18 protein-coding genes and 1 riboswitch are annotated in these 16,335 nt (G+C 72.6%); of the genes, 9 read left to right on the top strand and 9 right to left on the bottom strand.

Going from position 1 to position 16,335, the window contains the following annotated elements; genetic code table 11:
• Positions 1-9 precede the first annotated feature (9 nt).
• Positions 10-94, bottom strand: a riboswitch (cobalamin riboswitch).
• 269 nt (positions 95-363) lie between these two features.
• On the top strand, positions 364-735 hold the full coding sequence (locus HW130_RS13320) for a hypothetical protein (RefSeq protein ID WP_177149752.1): 372 nt from the start codon (positions 364-366) through the stop codon (positions 733-735).
• Between the two features lie 48 nt (positions 736-783).
• On the opposite strand, the gene HW130_RS13315 is transcribed toward HW130_RS13320, so the two are convergent.
• Positions 784-1,122 carry a hypothetical protein gene (locus HW130_RS13315; protein WP_177149751.1) on the bottom strand — a complete coding sequence of 113 codons (339 nt, stop codon included), beginning with the start codon at positions 1,120-1,122 and terminating at the stop codon, positions 784-786.
• Between the two features lie 280 nt (positions 1,123-1,402).
• On the opposite strand from HW130_RS13315, the gene HW130_RS13310 reads away from it, so the two are divergent.
• The 4 genes from HW130_RS13310 (at position 1,403) to HW130_RS13295 (ending at position 5,882) form a co-directional block, all read left to right on the top strand.
• Positions 1,403-2,296, top strand: coding sequence for an oxygenase MpaB family protein (locus HW130_RS13310; protein WP_177149750.1), 894 nt, complete (start codon positions 1,403-1,405; stop codon positions 2,294-2,296).
• Between the two features lie 384 nt (positions 2,297-2,680).
• Positions 2,681-3,958, top strand: coding sequence for a cytochrome P450 (locus HW130_RS13305; protein WP_309140424.1), 1,278 nt, complete (start codon positions 2,681-2,683; stop codon positions 3,956-3,958).
• A gap of 258 nt (positions 3,959-4,216) precedes the next feature.
• Positions 4,217-5,146 carry a class A beta-lactamase gene (gene bla / locus HW130_RS13300; protein ID WP_177149749.1) on the top strand — a complete coding sequence of 310 codons (930 nt, stop codon included), beginning with the start codon at positions 4,217-4,219 and terminating at the stop codon, positions 5,144-5,146.
• A gap of 169 nt (positions 5,147-5,315) precedes the next feature.
• On the top strand, positions 5,316-5,882 hold the full coding sequence (locus HW130_RS13295) for a hypothetical protein (RefSeq protein WP_256356066.1): 567 nt from the start codon (positions 5,316-5,318) through the stop codon (positions 5,880-5,882).
• Positions 5,883-5,913: 31 nt separating this feature from the next.
• Here the strand turns inward: HW130_RS13295 and HW130_RS13290 are convergent, their stop codons facing one another.
• Positions 5,914-7,056: a winged helix DNA-binding domain-containing protein gene (locus tag HW130_RS13290; protein ID WP_177149748.1), complete on the bottom strand. Its 1,143-nt coding sequence runs from the start codon at positions 7,054-7,056 to the stop codon at positions 5,914-5,916.
• Between the two features lie 408 nt (positions 7,057-7,464).
• Between HW130_RS13290 and HW130_RS13285 the strand changes: the two genes are divergently transcribed.
• The gene (locus tag HW130_RS13285) at positions 7,465-7,665 is read left to right on the top strand and encodes a hypothetical protein (protein WP_177149747.1); all 201 of its coding nucleotides are present in this window, start codon (positions 7,465-7,467) and stop codon (positions 7,663-7,665) included.
• Positions 7,666-7,680: 15 nt separating this feature from the next.
• Here HW130_RS13285 and HW130_RS13280 read toward each other — a convergent pair whose 3' ends face one another.
• Positions 7,681-8,319: an alpha/beta hydrolase gene (locus HW130_RS13280; RefSeq protein WP_177149746.1), complete on the bottom strand. Its 639-nt coding sequence runs from the start codon at positions 8,317-8,319 to the stop codon at positions 7,681-7,683.
• A gap of 148 nt (positions 8,320-8,467) precedes the next feature.
• On the bottom strand, positions 8,468-9,229 hold the full coding sequence (locus tag HW130_RS13275) for a TetR/AcrR family transcriptional regulator (protein WP_177149745.1): 762 nt from the start codon (positions 9,227-9,229) through the stop codon (positions 8,468-8,470).
• Between the two features lie 130 nt (positions 9,230-9,359).
• Between HW130_RS13275 and HW130_RS13270 the strand changes: the two genes are divergently transcribed.
• Entirely contained in the window at positions 9,360-10,961 is a 1,602-nt protein-coding gene (locus HW130_RS13270; RefSeq protein WP_177149931.1) for a CocE/NonD family hydrolase, read from the top strand.
• A gap of 169 nt (positions 10,962-11,130) precedes the next feature.
• On the opposite strand, the gene HW130_RS13265 is transcribed toward HW130_RS13270, so the two are convergent.
• From HW130_RS13265 to HW130_RS13250, 4 genes are all read right to left on the bottom strand, one after another.
• Positions 11,131-11,793 (bottom strand): class I SAM-dependent methyltransferase, encoded by a 663-nt coding sequence (locus HW130_RS13265; protein WP_309140423.1) that lies wholly within the window; start codon positions 11,791-11,793, stop codon positions 11,131-11,133.
• Between the two features lie 20 nt (positions 11,794-11,813).
• Positions 11,814-12,884 (bottom strand): NAD(P)/FAD-dependent oxidoreductase, encoded by a 1,071-nt coding sequence (locus HW130_RS13260; RefSeq protein WP_177149744.1) that lies wholly within the window; start codon positions 12,882-12,884, stop codon positions 11,814-11,816.
• A 169-nt stretch (positions 12,885-13,053) separates the two neighbouring features.
• Complete coding sequence (locus HW130_RS13255) at positions 13,054-13,944, bottom strand: SDR family oxidoreductase (RefSeq protein WP_177149743.1); 891 nt, start codon at positions 13,942-13,944, stop codon at positions 13,054-13,056.
• 111 nt (positions 13,945-14,055) lie between these two features.
• On the bottom strand, positions 14,056-14,271 hold the full coding sequence (locus HW130_RS13250) for a hypothetical protein (RefSeq protein ID WP_177149742.1): 216 nt from the start codon (positions 14,269-14,271) through the stop codon (positions 14,056-14,058).
• 131 nt (positions 14,272-14,402) lie between these two features.
• On the opposite strand from HW130_RS13250, the gene HW130_RS13245 reads away from it, so the two are divergent.
• A complete protein-coding gene (locus tag HW130_RS13245; protein WP_177149741.1) occupies positions 14,403-14,870 on the top strand; it encodes a PPOX class F420-dependent oxidoreductase in 468 nt (155 codons plus the stop codon).
• 78 nt (positions 14,871-14,948) lie between these two features.
• Here HW130_RS13245 and HW130_RS13240 read toward each other — a convergent pair whose 3' ends face one another.
• The gene (locus HW130_RS13240) at positions 14,949-15,569 is read right to left on the bottom strand and encodes an L-threonylcarbamoyladenylate synthase (protein WP_177149740.1); all 621 of its coding nucleotides are present in this window, start codon (positions 15,567-15,569) and stop codon (positions 14,949-14,951) included.
• 319 nt (positions 15,570-15,888) lie between these two features.
• Between HW130_RS13240 and HW130_RS13235 the strand changes: the two genes are divergently transcribed.
• Entirely contained in the window at positions 15,889-16,272 is a 384-nt protein-coding gene (locus HW130_RS13235; RefSeq protein WP_177149739.1) for a VOC family protein, read from the top strand.
• Positions 16,273-16,335: the final 63 nt, after the last annotated feature.

Below are 16,335 nucleotides of genomic sequence, written 5' to 3'. Positions count from 1 at the left end.
CCGTCCCACGGGTGATCGGGCTTGCGCGGCCTGCCCTGACGGGCGGGCGCGCTTACCGTTGCGGGTCAGCGCCGGATTCCCACCGGACTTCCCCCACGGGACGCGGTACGCAGCGTAGCAAGCACGGCGGGCCTCCCGTTCAGCGCGTGGGGGCCTCCACGCCGCGGCGAGGTCGTAGAGGTCCCGCGCCACCGCTGTGGCTCCGAAGCCGGCCAGGAGCTCGGCCGTCGACCCGCGACCCGCCGGGGGTGTTCCGGCGAAGGTCATGCGGATGGGCGGCCGCTTCGCCGGTTCCGGCGGCGCCGTTCACAAGACCGGTGGAGGAACGGCTCCGGAAAGGCGGCACATGTAGAATCGGCGCTCATGTCGAACCCTGATGACCTGCTCGTCGACATCGCCGCCATGGTGGAGTCCGAGCACTCCAATCAGATGTCCCTCACCGTCGTGATCCCCGGCGCCGTCATCACAGGACGGCTGGCTCCGGAGGCCGTCTGGCGGGAGCGAGTGGCCGAAGTACTGAAGGACTCGGACCAACTGGGTGCCTTCTCCCCCGTGTTCACGCGGGCCGGAGTCTGGCGCGACCGGCACGGTGAGGCCCCCTCGTACCTGCACTTCCATGTCGCGAGAATCCTCCAGGGCAGTGTGGGGATTCCCGAGACCGGCGGCATGTACCGCATCGCCATCAAGGACGTGAGCGCCTGGACGGTGGGGGACTTCAGCTACTCCGACCGCTGAGCTGACGGCCTTCGTGGCGGCGGGCCGGGACTCGACGGACGGTCCGGCTCACGCCACGTGGTCGCTGTATCCGCAGACCCAGGCGAGTGCGTCGTGCACTCCGCGGACGTAGTCGCGCTTCCCGGCCTGCAGAGTGGGGTCGTCCAGCTGGACCACCGCCGCGTCCACCTCGGCGGTCAGCAGCCGCAGGCCGGGAATGCCGTCGGCGCCCGCGCCCGTGACGGGTGACCGCTCCGCATGTCCCATCGCCCACTCGTAGGCCGCCGCGGCGCCGGAGGAGAACTCCGGCGCCGCTCTGCGTGCCGCCAGGCCCTTGAACACGAAGGCGACGTCCTCGTGCACCCTGACACCGATTCGCTGCTCGCCCTGCCGCTCGTTCGTGGTCACGTCGACCGACTTCCCTTCACCGGCAGCTCCTGACGTCCGCCGTCCGGGTCCTTCTCTGGCCCAGCCCTGAGAGGTGAGTGGCCAGGTGCCCATACGCCCTCCTGTTCCTCGGATGCGTTTTCGGTCGGTACCACGGGCGGGTTCCCCCTCACTCTGCGCCTACGCGCACGACGACGCCGCTGCACCCGAATCGCGCCGGCGGGTGCCCGGTGCGGGGCTCCGGCGGCCCGGCTCGCCACGCGTGGTGACACCCCCGCCCGCCCGGGTCGATACTTGGGCCATGAACGGGTCCGCGCCTGTCCTCGGGGACCTGCGGAAGCGGGTGGGAGCCGGGATCTTCCGCCGCGTCGCAGGCCCGGTCGGCCCTGCCACCAGGGAGCGTATCCACCACACACCGGGACCACGGTGGTTCGGGCCCGAGCGGCCCATCCGTACCGTGCAGGGCGACGCGTCCATGTTCATCGGCGGGCTGCGCGCCCTCCTCCTGCAGTCCCTGCACCCCCTCGCGATGGCCGCCGTGGACGCGCATTCCGGATACCGCGGCGACCCGTGGGGACGCCTGCAGCGCACGAGCACCTTCCTCGCCGTGACCACGTTCGGCACCGCGGACGACGCGCAGGCCGCCGTGGACCGCGTCCGCGCGGTTCACGAGCGCACACGGGGCACGACGGCCGACGGCCGGCCCTACCACGCGGCCGACCCGCACCTTCTGGGCTGGGTCCACGTGGCCGAGGTCGACAGCTTCCTCGGGGCCCACCAGCGCTTCGGCGCCCACCCCCTCGACGGCGCAGGCTGCGACGCGTACATCGCCGACATGGCACGCGTGGCATCGGCCCTCGGCGTACTCGATCCACCGCGCGACCGGCGTGAGCTGGCAGACCGGATCGACGCCTACCGCCCCGAACTGCGCGGCACCACGGAAGCCCGCGAGGCGGCGCGGTTCATCCTGCTCCATCCGCCCCTGCCGCTCGTGGCCAAGGGGCCCTACGCCCTGCTGGCCGCGAACGCGGTCGCCGCGCTGCCCCCGTGGGCCCGCAGCTCCCTGGGCCTGCCGAACCCGGGCCCCGCCACGGAGACCGCCGTCCGTCTCACCGGCCACGCCCTCACCCGGGCCATCCGCTGGGCCCTGGCTCCCTCCCGCACCGCACCGACCGCGCGACGACCGCCTCGGTGAGGACGCGGAGCGGCCGTGCGGTCGGTTCCGGGGTGCGTCCCTTGCTGTGCACCGCGGTGCGGACGCGCTGTGACGAGGCCCCGCCCGGCCGCGTGCGGGGTCACGTCCTGTCGCTCGGCTTCGTCGAGGACGGTGACTACGCCCTCGCCCGGGTGCAGGCGCAGGGCGGGAAGATCCTCGTGGGCGGCAACGCCCGGCCGACGCCGCGCCCCGGGCCGCCTACGCCGAGCCGGCCGTGGTCCGCGCCAGGGCCCGCCCCGGGCGGGGGCGCACGACGCCCCGCTCACCCGGTCGGTTATCGTGTGGCCTCGGCCCCGAGCGGGCAGCTTGGTCAACTGTCCCCCGTCGGGTGATGGTCCGTACGCCTTGACGGAGAACACGCGCGTGGCAACCACGGAGACACGTCCGGCACCCCTGCCGACCGGACTTCCCGGCATTCCCGGCCTCTTCGACCCGCCGTTCGTCGCCGACCCGTTCCCCACGCTGGCAGCGCTGCGGAGCACCTCGCCCGTCCACTTCGATCCGGACACCGGCCTGTGGCTGGTCAGCCGCTATGCGGACGTGCGGAGCGTGCTGCTCGACCCGGGGACGTATCTGCCGGACAACGCCCAGCACTCCGTGACACCCCTGCCCGTGCGCGTACTGCGTACCCTCGCCAGGGCGGGTTTCTCCCTGCCGCCCGCACTGGCCAACAACCGCGGCGCCGACCACGCGGACCTCCGGCGCCTGGTCATGCGCTTCTTCAACGCCGAGCGCGTCGCGGCGGCAGTGCCGACGGTCGAGCAGACCGCTGCGGAGATGCTGTCCGGTCCGCGGTCCCGCTACGCCGCCGGCGGCCGCTGCGATCTGGCCGCCGAGTACGCGCGGCTCCTGCCGTGCCGCGTGATGATGCGGCTCCTCGGCATCGACGGCGTCTCCGCCTCCACGCTCGCGACGTGGAGCGACGCCGCACTGGAACTCTTCTACGGTCGCCCTCCCGCCGATCGGCAGCTCCACCTGGCGGAGCAGGTCGGTGCGTTCCACCAGTGGCTGACCGCGCAGGTGTCCTCGGCCGCGGCGACGGACGGGCTCATCGGCGGACTGCGCCGGCACCGGAAGCCGGACGGCACGCCGCTGGACGCCGCGACCGCTGTGGCCGTGTGCTTCTTCGTGTTCATCGCCGGGCAGTCCACCACCGGGCAACTGATCTCCACGGCGCTCCTGCGGGCCGTGTCCGATCCGCAGGTCTGGTCGCGCGTCGCACGGGAGGACGGCTTCGCCGAGGCGTGGGTGGAGGAGATCCTGCGGCGGGAGCCGCCGGTCACCACCTGGCGCCGGGTGACCGCGCGTGAGACGGAACTGTCCGGTGTGCGCCTGCCGGCCGGAGCGCAGCTGCTGCTGATGCTGATGGGCACCGGGTCGGACCCCGAGGTGTTCGACGACCCCGAACGGCTGTGCCCGCACCGGGAGAACATCCGGCACCACCTGGCGTTCGGTGCGGGACGGCACCGCTGCCTGGGCGCCTCCCTGGCCCGCACCGAAGCCGCGGTCGCTCTGCGGGCGGCAGCCCGTGCTCTGCCGGACGCGGCGCTCGTGGAACCGGGGACGCAGCCGCCGATGCTCGGCCTGCTCTCCTTCCGCGCACCGCTTCAGGTCGTGGTGCACCGCCACTCCGGCCGGTGAGGGCGGGCCGCTCGGATACGCAGCGACGGCACGACCGAGGATCTGGCCTCTGTCCCCTCCTCGTGCGACACGCTCCCACCAGATCCACATCCCGAACCCTGTGCCGGATCAGCATGGAACGGCGCACGAGCGCATGGGACCGCATGGCAGCCCGGAGGTGAGGATGGCCCCGGCACTCACGACCACGCACCGGGATGGGGTCGTGCCGTTCCATCCCCTCATCCGCCCTGCGTGCGGGGCTCTTTGGAGGTTCGGACCATGCAGCGCACCTGTGTCCGGCGCACCGTTGTCGGCGCCGTTGCCGTGCTCGCGCTCGTCCCGCTGGCCGCGTGCGGCCAGGACGGCGGCCCGCCGGTCTCGTCGTCTCCGTCCGCGCAGACGACGAGGGCGACTACGGCCGCGAAGCCGTTCGTCGGCGCCTTCCAGGAGCTCGAGCGCCGGTACGACGCGCGGCTCGGCGTCTACGCCGTCGACACCGGCAGCGGACGCGAGGTGGCCTACAAGGACGGCCAACGCTTCGCCTACGCCTCCACGTTCAAGGCGCTGGCCGCCGGTGCGGTGCTGCGACAGCACTCCCCGGGCGGCATGGACCAGGTGATCACGTACTCCAGGGACGACCTGATCACCCACTCCCCCGTGACCGAGAAGCACGTCGGGACCGGAATGACCCTGCGGGCGCTGTGCGAGGCCGCCGTCCGCTACAGCGACAACGCGGCGGCCAACCTGCTCTTCGACCGGCTCGGCGGGCCGAAGGGCCTCGACGCCGTACTGGAGGAGCTCGGCGACGACGTCACGCGGATGGAGCGCCGCGAGCCCGAGCTGAGCCGATGGGCTCCGGGCGACACGCGGGACACGAGTACGCCGCGGGCGATGGCCGGGAACCTGCGCGCGTTCGTCCTCGGAGACGTCCTGGGCCAAGCGGAACGCGCGCAGCTCACCACGTGGCTGCGGACCAACAAGACCGGGGACGAGCTGATCAGGGCCGGGGTGCCCAAGGGGTGGGTGGTCGGCGACAAGACCGGGACGGGCAGCGGTTACGGCGCGCGCAACGACATCGCCGTCGTGTGGCCCCCCGACGCCTCCCCCATCGTCGTGGCGATCATGTCGAACCGCAGCGAGAAGGACGCCGCCTTCGACAACAGGCTGATCGCTCAGGCGGCGTCGGTGGTCACCGACACGCTGTCGTAGCCGGAGGTGCGTCCTGCCGTGCGGCGGCGCTCGGCAGGACGAGAGACCATTCTGTGGGGCCGTGTCCTCGCCGACAACGCCCGTGCCGTCCGTCAAGGGGGCTCCTGCAGAAGGTCAGTTCTGCGTCAAGCCCTGCGCCCGGGCCCGCGCGGGGTCTACGGTCGCCGTCATGAGGCGCATCAGTGGATCGCTTCGGGGGCGGGGCGGGAGAGGCGCCGCCTCCCGTGCGCCACGGCACGGCGGCTGGGCGCTGCACGTGCGGTTCGCGGCCGTCTGCGCCACCGTGCTCCTCACGATGCTGCTGGCCGTCGACGCGATCGCGGCCGGATTGACGCCGGCGCGTACCGCGCTGTGGACCGCGCTGGCCGTCCTGCTGTTCGTGGTGCTCGTGCCGCCGAAGGTGACCGTGGGGGAAAATTCCTGGGGTTCGCGCTTCCTGGTGTCGCGCGGTCTGCTGCGCGAACGGCGTGTACGCATGGACCGGCTGGTGTCGGTCCGCTGGGCGGACGGCGTGGCACAGCGCATCGTGCTGCGGGACACGGACGGGGGCCGGGTCGAGCTCGATCCGCGGGTCCTGGTCGCCGACCCGCAGCTGTGGCTGCTCCTCGACGAGGGCGGCCGGACCAGCCGTGCCGAAGGGCTGCTGCTGTGCGGCGCGGACGTCATGCGCGAGCTGGCCGAACGGCTCGAACGGGAGATGGCGCGGAACGTCTTCGAGGTGTCCGGTCTCCAGTAGCCGTTCCGGCATCCGCTGCAGCCGGGCCGGTTCACGGAGCGAACTGTGTCTCCACGGCGTGACCCGCGTTCTCGTGCAGTACCTCGGCGTGCCGGCGGGCGGCGCGGCGCTCGGTGGAGGTGAGGGTGTCGAACGGCTGGATCGTGACGGTCACCCGTTGTGCTGTGGCGCGTCGGCGCCAGGTGCCGGCGATCTCGCCGCGGACGATCAGCACGCCGGGGGGTGCCGTCGCGCGCCAGACGGCGCCGCGCCGGGCCCGGTCCGGCAGCAGGAGTTCGCGGTCGGCGAGTTCGGTCAGCGGATCGTACGGCGGCAGCAGCCGGACCTCGGAGGCGGCGGGCGCGGTCAGCAGCGCGTCGAGGTCCTCGTGGTGCACCCAGCCGCGCCGCCCCTCGACGGTGACCTCGGCGAGTTGGTCACCGAGCGGGTCCCACAGGCGCCGGGCGCCCGCCGGGGTGAGTGCCAGCCACTTCGCGAGGTCCGCCGGACGTGCCGGACCGCACCACCGCAGGAACCGGCGGACGAGCAGGCTGCGGCTGTCCTGCGGATCGGGTCGGCGCCGGCCCGTGGACCGCCGTACGTAGGGGAACGGTCCTGCGGTGCGCACCGCGATGCACAGCCCGGCCTGCAAGGTGGCGTACCGGAACAGGGTGTCCTGCACGTGGTGTACGCCGCAGCCCTGGCACCACGGGCGCAGCCGCAGGTCGACCACCTCGCTGAGTGCGGTGCTCAGCTCGCCCTTCGTGCGGGCCCGCCCGTCGGCGGTCACCGCCCGCATCGCTTCGGCGACTTGGCCGACCGCGGCACCGAGGCCAATGCGCTCGGCGGCCGGCTCTCGCCCGAAGGGACCGAGATGTTCCTTGGCCAGGTCGCGGGCTTCGTCCGGACGGAGCGCTGCCGCGAGAGTGGCCAGGTCCTCGGCCCGGTGCAGGTGCGTGGCGGCGCGCATGGAGTGGACCAGGGCGAGGCGTTCGGCATCGGGGCTCTCGCCGCGTGCCCGCAGGGCGAGGGCCGCGGTGCGGCCGGGCGGGGAGTCCTGAACCCCGGCCACCACCACGCCGTCGCGGAGCGGGTCGTCGGACGGGTGCTCGATGCGGTGCACTGCCACCCGGTAGTCCAGTACCTGCGCGCGCGTCACGGTGACCGGCTTGCGAACGGGGTCGACGTGGACCATCACACCTCCAGGACCATGCACAGGCTAGGCCCGCCACCGGCCCGCTCGCGGAAGCCGCGGGCGGACGCCCGTCCGTGTCCGCCTCCGGCCGGGCGACATGGACGGCACACGAGAACACGACCCGCCGGCTGCCCATGGAAGCGCGTCCTGACGGATCGGGCGCGAGGCGGCGCGACGGCTGCACCCGGCGGTGTCCGGCAGGGCGTGACACCGTGGAGGTGGGTCCCGGGCCGTCCGGTCCGCGAAACCGCACGTCTCCCAGGTGCACCGGCGCCACTGGTGCTCCCCGCCCGGTAAACCACTCCCGCTCCTTTTCCCCCGTTCGGCCCTCCCCGTTGGTCCGTTCGGCCGAGACGGGCTCCCATGGGGACGGGCCGTTTGTCGGGCCCGCGAGAGAAAGGCACGCCGATGTACGAGATGCGCGCCGAGGCCACCGCCGACCGAGGCGAACTGATCTGGCATGTGATCAGCAAGGGAACGTCCGCCAGTCCCCTGTGCGGAGTCCCCCTGGAGTTGTCCCCCGCCACGGCACCCCAGCTCGAAGCAGCCGTCGAACGCTACTGCTCCTCCTGCATGGACGCCTTCAGCACGGCACTGAAGAGCTCGTGATCGACGCCCGTGCGCTCATTCGGCGACGACGTGGCCCGCTCCGGGCGAGGAGGCCGCCGGTACGACGCGCACGCCCGGGTCCAGGCACCAGTCGAGCACGGCCGGCCAGGGACCGTACCCGGCGTCGAGGTCCAGATGCGCTCCTCCGGGCAGGAGGTCGCTGTCCAGTCCCAACGGCGTCGCGAAGACGGCCAGAGCGCCCTCGGGGCAGTAAGGATCGTTGTCCGACGCCACCAGCCGGGTGCCCCCGGGCGCCGCGGCCGCGACGTCGCGGCCCGTCACTCCGGAGTGGGCGAACGCGGCGATCTCCGGATGACCGGCCGCCGTCTCCGGTGCCGGAGGCGCCACCAGCAGGACCCGGCCGGCCAGGACCCGGCCGGGCCGGCGGGCCACCGCGTGCAGCCACAGCAGGCATCCGAGGCTGTGGCAGACGACGATCTCCCGCCCCCGCAGAGCCGTGAGCCTCTCGTCCAGCGCGTCGAGCCAGGTCCGCAGGTCCGGCCGGTCCGGGTCCGGCAGCTGGGGGTACGACGAGTCATGACCGGCATCGCTCAGCCGCCCGTCCAGCCAGCGCAGCCAGTGCCCGTCCGGGCGGTGGTGCTGCCAGCCGTGCAGCAGCAGGAAGGCGGGGCGGTCGGGGGCGTCGAGGGGCATCGGGTCTCGCGATCTGTGCACGGCCCGGCGGCGCGCTGCGGGCACAGGCGGGCGGAAGGTCCACGAACGCCGTTGTCCTGTGGTGCGGATGCCGCTTTCTACCAGCGCGGCTGACGACGGGCAAGGTCAAGTCGGGTGTCCGAGCCCGTCAGTCGGTGTCGAGACCGTCGACGAGGCGGTCGAGGAACCGGGCGAACGTGGCGTCGGGATCCAGGGGCCGTCCGGGTGCGGAAAGGGCTTCGGCGAGCTCCGGGTGGCGGCCGTCGGCGGCGACAGCCGCGAGGTAGCCGGCTACGGCCGCCGCCCGGTCGGAGGAGTCCGCGGCCGCCGCCTGCGAGGTCTCGTAACCGACGTGCCCGGCGACGAAGCCGGTGAGCAGGCTGAAGACCTCGAGCTTCGCGGCGCCGTCCAGCCGGGTGGGCCGCAGGGCGGCGAGCGCGCGTTCCAGGAAGGCCAGCGAGTTCGGGCCGAGGGTCCGCCGGGCGGCAAGGGTGGCGGGAAGCCAGGGGTGACGGAGCATCAGGTCTCGCTGGAGGTGGCCGATGCTCTTCAGGTCGGCGCGCCAGTCGCCCGTGAGAGGACCGGTCGTCGGCAGTTCGCCGCTGACGTGGTCGACCATCAGATCCAGCAGGGTCTCCTTGTCGGGGGCGTAGCTGTAGAGCGACATGACGCCGGCTCCCACCTGGGAGGCGACGCGCCGCATGGTGACCGCCTCCAGCCCTTCGGCGTCCGCGAGGGCGACCGCGGCGGCCGTGATGGCCTCGCGGCTGAATGCGGGCTTGCGTCCTCTGCCGGACCGGACGGGGTTCAGCCAGAGCTGTTGCGGGTCGACGCCTGTGGCGCCGCCGGCTTCGTCACCGCGGGTCACGTTTTCTTCTTCCTTTCCGGCGGCCGGACTTGCGAACGTCATCCAAGCATCCCTTATTCTCGTACGACGTACGAGAATAAGGGGCAAGCGTATGACACCACACGCGTGCGACGTCGCATCGAGGCCCGGCCGGGCCGTACCTGCCGGGAAACCGCCGCTGGCGTCACGGATGATGAGGGCGACGTGGCGCGGCCTGCCGGCCAGGCGCCACGAGGTCGGCTGGGAACCGGGGCTCGTGGTCCCGGCCGCGGACGGCAGCCCCCTCGTCACCGACCACTACTTCCCCCGCGCGGAGGGCGACTTCCCCACGCTTCTCGTGCGCTCGCCCTACGGCAGGGGCCTGCCGTGGTCTCCCATGTACGGCGTCCTCTTCGCCGAACAGGGCTTCCACGTGGTCCTGCAGAGCTGCCGCGGCACCGGCGGCTCGGGCGGCCGGTTCCACCTGTGGCGCAACGAGCCCGCGGACGGGCAGGCCACGGTGTCCTGGCTGCGGGAGCAGTCCTGGTTCAACGGGACGCTGGGCACGGTCGGCCCCAGTTACCTGGGCTATGTGCAGTGGGCGCTCGCTCTGGATCCGCCGCCGGAGCTCAAGGCGATGGTGGTGCAGGTCGGCCTGCACGATCCTCATGCCCTCTTCCACGAGGGCGGCGCCCTCCGGCTGGAGAACGCCCTCGCCGTGGGGCTCGGCATGACGTACCAGCACCGGGGGCTCACGCCCTTCGTGAGGGCGACGCTGCGCCTGCACCGCCGGCTGCGGGAGATCACCACCGCGCGGCCGCTGCGCGGCGCGTACGTGCCCGTCCTCGGCGAAGTCCCCTGGCTGGACGACATGATGACGCACCCGGACGCCGACGACCCGTACTGGCACGGCGCCGTCCTGGCCGAGGCGGCGGAACGGCTGACCGTGCCCGTCGCCCTGACCACCGGGTGGTACGACGGGCTGGTCGACCAGACCTTCCAGCAGTACGGCCGCCTGCGTCGGGCCGGATGCGAGAGCGCCCTGCTCGTCGGCCCCTGGACCCACACCTCGGCGCTTCAACAGGGCTGGCCGGTGGTGTTCGCCGAGAGCCTGGCCTGGTTGCGCGCGCACCTGTGCGACGACCGCGGCGGCCTGCGCCCCTCCCCCGTGCGCGTGCACGTCGGTGGCGACGGTACGTGGCGGGATCTCGACGGCTGGCCGGCGAACCCCGGCACGACCGCCTGGTTCACGTCCGCGGACGGGACGCTCACCGAGCGGGCGCCCGCGGACTCTGCACCGCCGGTGTCGCTCCGCTACGACCCGGCCGACCCCACCCCCTCGCTCGGCGGGCCCCTGCTCTCGCGCGACGCGGGCCCCCTCGACAACCGCGCCCTGGAAGCGCGGGACGACGTCCTGACATTCACCGGCTCTTCCCTGACCGCACCGCTGGACGTCCTCGGCCCGGTCTCCGCCCGCCTGCGGATCTCCACGGACACGGGATACGCCGACGTCTTCGCCCGCCTGTGCGACGTGGACGCACGAGGCCGTTCCACCAACGTATGCGACGGACTGACCTCCGTGCACACCTCCGGTGACGGTCCCTCGGAAGTCACCGTGCCGATGAGCTCCACCGCCTACCGCTTCGAGGCCGGCCACCGCGTGCGGCTCCAGATCAGCGGCGGGGCCCACCCGCGCTACGCACGCAATCCAGGCACCGGGGAGCCGCCGGCCGACGCCACCACCCTGCGACCGGTGCGCATCACCGTGCACACGGGCTCTGCCCTGTCACTGCCCAGTGATCCGGGGGCCGTGTGAACAGCGCAGCCTCCGGCTCCCCTCCTCTCGCGTGACGGTCAAGAACTCGATCCCGCGCCTTGGAGGCCCTGTTCGCCCGCCCCTGGCTCTGTCCCTCCGCGCGAGGGACGCGGCGGCGGCGCGGATACGGGAGTGCGCCCGGATCGAGGGGCCGGGAGTCCGATGGCCGCTAGGCGTGCCCGTCAAGCCGCCTGTGGGCTCGCAGCACGGCGTCGCGCAGCGCGATCTCGCGGCCGTCGTGCGCGGTGACCGAACGCGTCCTGGCCTCGGCGACGGCGATGTCCCACCGGTCGGGGTCCAGGCCCGCCGCGATCTCCTCGGCGGTGAAGTGCACCTCGCGGGCCGCGGCATGAGAGCCATGCGCCTGCGGCGCCGATGGGTGGTGGCCGACGACGAGCAGCGTGCCGCCCTGCGCGACCGATGCGGCCAGCCGGCGGAACAGCGCGTCGCGCGCCGCCGCCGGGTGCACGTAGTGCGTGGACACCAGGTCGAAGTGTCCGGCGGCGGGCGCCCAGGTGGTGAGATCGGCCTCGATCCACTCGATCCGGCTCGCGACGGCGTCGCCGAGGGCCTGGGCGTGCTCGCGCGCCCGGCGCAGCGCGGTGGCGGCGATGTCCACCGCCGTGACGCGCCAGCCGCGCGAGGCGAGCCAGACGGCGTCGGCTCCTTCGCCGCAGCCCGCGTCCAGTGCCGTACCGGGTGGGAGACCGCCGGCCTCCGTGACGAGCTGCGGATTGGGACGCCTGGCGTCGGCGGCCGCGTGACCGCGGTAACGCTCCTCCCAGTACTCCTTGCCGAATTCCTCGGACACATCCGTTCCTTCCTCGGACACGGCCCGTTCCTTTCCGTGGTTCACAGGCCGTGGCGACGGTTGCCCGCCACGACTTCGCAGACGCGTGCTTCGGACTCGGGTGAGAACGGGTCACGGCGGGCGGCGACCGCCTGCCGGGTCTCCTCGGCGACGAGGTCGGCGTTGATCCGGGCCGCCGCGGCGGCGCCTGCCGCGGCGGCACCGCCGACCTGCGCGACGAGATCGGTGACGTTGCCGGCGGCCCACACCCCGGGCACCTCGGTACGGCCCGCCGCGTCGGAGGGGATGTGCTCACCGGCCCCCGAGGGGTGCGCTGCCGGACGCAGTCCGAGCGACGTCAGGAAGCCGGCGCGCGCCACCATCCGCGGCGAGAGGGCCAGCGCCTCGCGGCCGACCACGGTGCCGTCGCCCAGCCGCACTCCCACGAGGCGGTCGTCGGCGATCTCCAGGGACGCCACTTCGCCCTCGACCACGCGGATGCCACGGGCGGCCAGCTGCTCCGCCTCCTCTCCGGCCGGCGGCGGCATGGTGTGGGAGAAGAACGTGACGTCGTCGCTCCACTGCCGCAAGAGCAGGGCCTGGTGCACCGACAGCGGCCCGGTGGCCAGTACCCCAACGGCCTGGTCACGGATCTCCCAGCCGTGGCAGTAGGGGCAGTGCAGCACGTCCCGGCCCCACCGGGCGCGCAGGCCCGGCACGTCCGGCAGCTCGTCGACCAGCCCAGTGGCCACGAGCAGCCGACGCGCCCGGACGGAACGGCCGTCGGTCAGCGTCACCTCGAAGTCCCCTCCGTGCTCCGACCGGAGGGACCGCCCGTCGCCACGAGCCACGTCACCGACCTCGCCGGTCACCACGTGACCGCCGTAGGCGCGTACCTCGGTCCGACCGCGCTCCAGCAGCTCGGCCGGCGGCATACCGTCCCGCGCCAGCAGTCCGTGCACGCCTTCGGCCGGGGCATTGCGCGGCGTGCCCGAGTCGATCACCACCACCGACCGCCGCGCCCGGGCCAGCATCAGCGCCCCGCTCAAGCCGGCGGCGCCACCACCGAACACCACCACGTCATAGCCGTTCCTCAGCTCATCGGTCACCGTGACCACCTCCGCGACCACCATGCGAGGAGCTGGGCCATTGCCGCAATGATGGTTGCCGGAACGGCAAAAGCAGAGGCATGCCCTCCGGGACCGGCGCTCAGCCGCACCGGCGTCGCCCGCCGGCCCGGCCGGTCCGGCGGGTCACGGGTCACGGGTCACGGGTCACGGGTCACGGGTCACGGGTCACGGGTCACGGCAGCGGCGTACCGCCCGTGGCGTTGACGATCTCCGCCGTGATGTACGTCGCCCGGGGCGAGGCGAGGAAGACGTACGCGGGCGCCATCTCGGCCGGCTGCGCCGGCCTGCCCAGCGGGGACTGCTTCCCGAACTCGACGGTGTCCGGCATCGTCGCCGGGATCAGCGGTGTCCACACCGGCCCTGGCGCCACGGCGTTGACCCGGATGCCGTCCGACGCGACCATCTGCGCCAGCCCCTGGGTGAACGTGACGATCGCGCCCTTGGTCATGGCGTAGTCCAGCAGGTGGGGGCTGGGCTTGTACGCCTGCACGGACGTGGAGTTGATGATGCAGCCGCCCCTCGGCATATGAGGAAGAGACATCTTCGACAACCAGAACATGCCGTAGAGGTTGGTCCGCATCACCCGGTCGAACTGCTCCGTGGTGATGGCGCCGATGCCGTCGGGCTGCGACATCTGATACGCGGCGTTGTTCACCAGGATGTCGATGCGGCCGAACTCCTCCACGGCCCGCTCGACCAGGCGGCGGCACTGCTCCTCCTCGCGGATGTCGCACGCCACCTGCACCGCCTTGCGCCCGGCGTCCTCGACGAGGGCCCGCGTCTGCCGGGCCTCGTCCTCCTCCTCGGGCAGATGGGTGAACAGCACGTCCGCGCCCTCGCGCGCGAACGCGAGGGCGACGGCGCGGCCGATACCCGAGTCGCCTCCGGTGAGGACCGCCTTCAGGTCCCGGAGCAGGCCGCTGCCCCGGTAGCTCTCCTCGCCGTGATCGGGCGGCGGGTCCATCGGTCCCGTCCACCCGGGGTGCTCCTGGTCCTGCGGGGGGAAGTCGGGCCGGGGGTGCTCGGTTCCGGGGTCCCGGCCGGCGCCGTTGTCGTCGCGCACGGAAGCCTCCTTCTGTTCGGCTGCGGCGGTGGCGTCACCCGCCTACCCTCCGGCCCTCCAGGAATGCACGCAAATGGGACTTCCGCCTCCCTCCGCCCCACCGCCCGCCGTTCAGCGGCGCCTCTCGTCGGGCCTCTGCACGGATTTCTGGGGCCGCTCCCCCGGCCGCAGCGCGTCCGCCGCCTCGCGGTCGCCGCTGTCGTCGTCGCGCACCTTCGTCCCGGCGTCCTCGACCTCCTGCCGGATCTCCTCGGCGGCCGTCCGCGGTGCGTGCCGTCGGTGCGTCCTGTCGTGGCCCATCGCCGTCTCCCGTTCCGTCTCGGGCACCGGGCGGTCCGCCCGGCGCTGTTCACCGGGCGGGTGCCCGCGTTCCGCCGCCCGAAGCGTTCGAGACCGTACGAGGGCGTCCCGGCCGGGGACGGGGCATCCGGGCGGCGAGCTCCCGTAGGGTGCCGGCCATGGCACGCCGCATCGCCACCAACACCAGGGGGGACATCGAAGAGTTGCTGTCGTTCGTACGGCCCCGTCACCGCGCGATCCTGCTGACCCGCCGGGCCGACGGCTCGCCCCAGGGATCACCGCTCACCTGCGGCGTGGACGACTCGGGCCGGATCGTCGTCTCGACCTATCCGGAGCGTGCGAAGACACGCAACGCCAAGCGGGACGAACGGGTCAGCGTCATCGTCCTGTCGGACGACTGGAACGGTCCGTGGGTGCAGATCGACGGCACGGCGGAGGTCATCGACTCACCCGAGTCTGTGGAGCCGCTGGTCGAGTACTTCCGCACCATCTCCGGGGAGCATCCCGACTGGGACGAGTACCGGGAGGCGATGGTGAAGCAGGGCAAGTCGATCATCCGCGTCACGCCGGAGCGGTGGGGTCCGATCGCCACGGGCGGATTCCCGGCCCGGCTCGCCGGGGACTGAGGATCCCTGGCCGCCGGAATCCGCCCCGACGGGCATCGTCACAGAAGCCGAATCGTCCTGGCAGGCACACCTGCCCGGCTACTCGAAGCGAGCCGTGTCGCCCGCTCCCCTGCGGACGATCTCGGCCTCCCCGCCGGAGAAGTCGATGACCGTGGTCGGCTCGGTGCCGCAGTCGCCCGAGTCGACCACGGCGTCCACGACATGGTCGAGCCGCTCCTTGATCTCCCAGCCCTGCGTCAGCGGCTCCTTCTCGTCGGGCAGGAGCAGGGTGCTGGAGAGCAGCGGCTCGCCGAGTTCGGCGAGGAGGGCCTGGGTCACGGCATGGTCGGGGATCCGGACTCCGACCGTCTTCTTCTTCGGGTGCAGCAACTGGCGCGGCACCTCCTTCGTCGCCGGCAGGATGAAGGTGTAACTGCCGGGCGTCGCCGCCTTGATCGCGCGGAACACGTCGTTGTCGATGTGCACGAACTGGCCCAGCTGCGCAAAGTTCTGGCACACCAGGGTGAAGTGGTGACGGTCGTCCAGATTCCTGATCGACCGGATCCTGGTGATGCCGTCGCGGCTGCCCAGCTGGCACCCCAAGGCGTAGCAGGAGTCCGTCGGGTACGCGACGAGCGCGCCGGAACGGATGCTTTCGGCCAGACCGGTGATGACGCGTCGCTGAGGATTCTCGGGATGCACGTCGAAGTACTTCGCCATCCGCCGAGTCTAAGGCCCGTCCGCCGATCGGTCGCCGTCAGGAGCCGCAGTGGGTCGGTGAGGCGGGCCGCGGCCGGTACGGGCGTGCGAGTCCCGCTCGTCGGGACGGCAACCGGGCGCGACGGGAGAACAGTTGGCTGACGGTCGGCCGGCGCTTTCGTCGGCCGCACCCCAGGACACGTCCGGCGCACGGGTTTCCGTGAGGGTGATCCCCGGCGACCATCCGGACGCTTCCGCGTGGCGTTCCGGCGCGCGCGCCGCGCACCTGGTGTGACCTGGCCCGGGAAAGGCACCAGCCACGGCGGAAGGGAACGGGGCGATGTTCAGGAACACCAAGGCGTTCAGCGGTTTCTCGGTGAACGACCTCGGCAGGGCCAAGCAGTTCTACGGCGACACCCTCGGTCTGGAGGTCGAGGAGTCCGGTGGCGGGGACATGCGCATGCTGTTCATCACCCTCGGCAGCGGGGCGCGCGTGCTCGTCTACCCCAAGGACGACCACCGGCCGGCCGACTTCACGATCCTCAACTTCGAGGTCGACGACGTCGACGCCGCCGTCGACGAGCTGGGGCGGCGCGGGGTCACGTTCGAGAAGTACCCCCAGTTCGAGGCGGACGAGAAGGGCATCGTGCGGCAGGCCGGCCCGACCATCGCCTGGTTCAAGGACCCTGCGGGAAACGTTCTCTCCGTGCTGCAGGAGCGCTGAGCCCGGTGGGCCCGTCCGGTCACGGACGGGCCCACCGGATCTAGGTGTATTGAGCACGAGCGT

It is taken from the genome of Streptomyces sp. PKU-EA00015 (assembly GCF_013387495.1).
Classification (GTDB): domain Bacteria; phylum Actinomycetota; class Actinomycetes; order Streptomycetales; family Streptomycetaceae; genus Streptomyces.
Note: the sequence above shows the minus strand (reverse complement) of the source record. Positions and strands in the feature narration are given on the sequence as shown.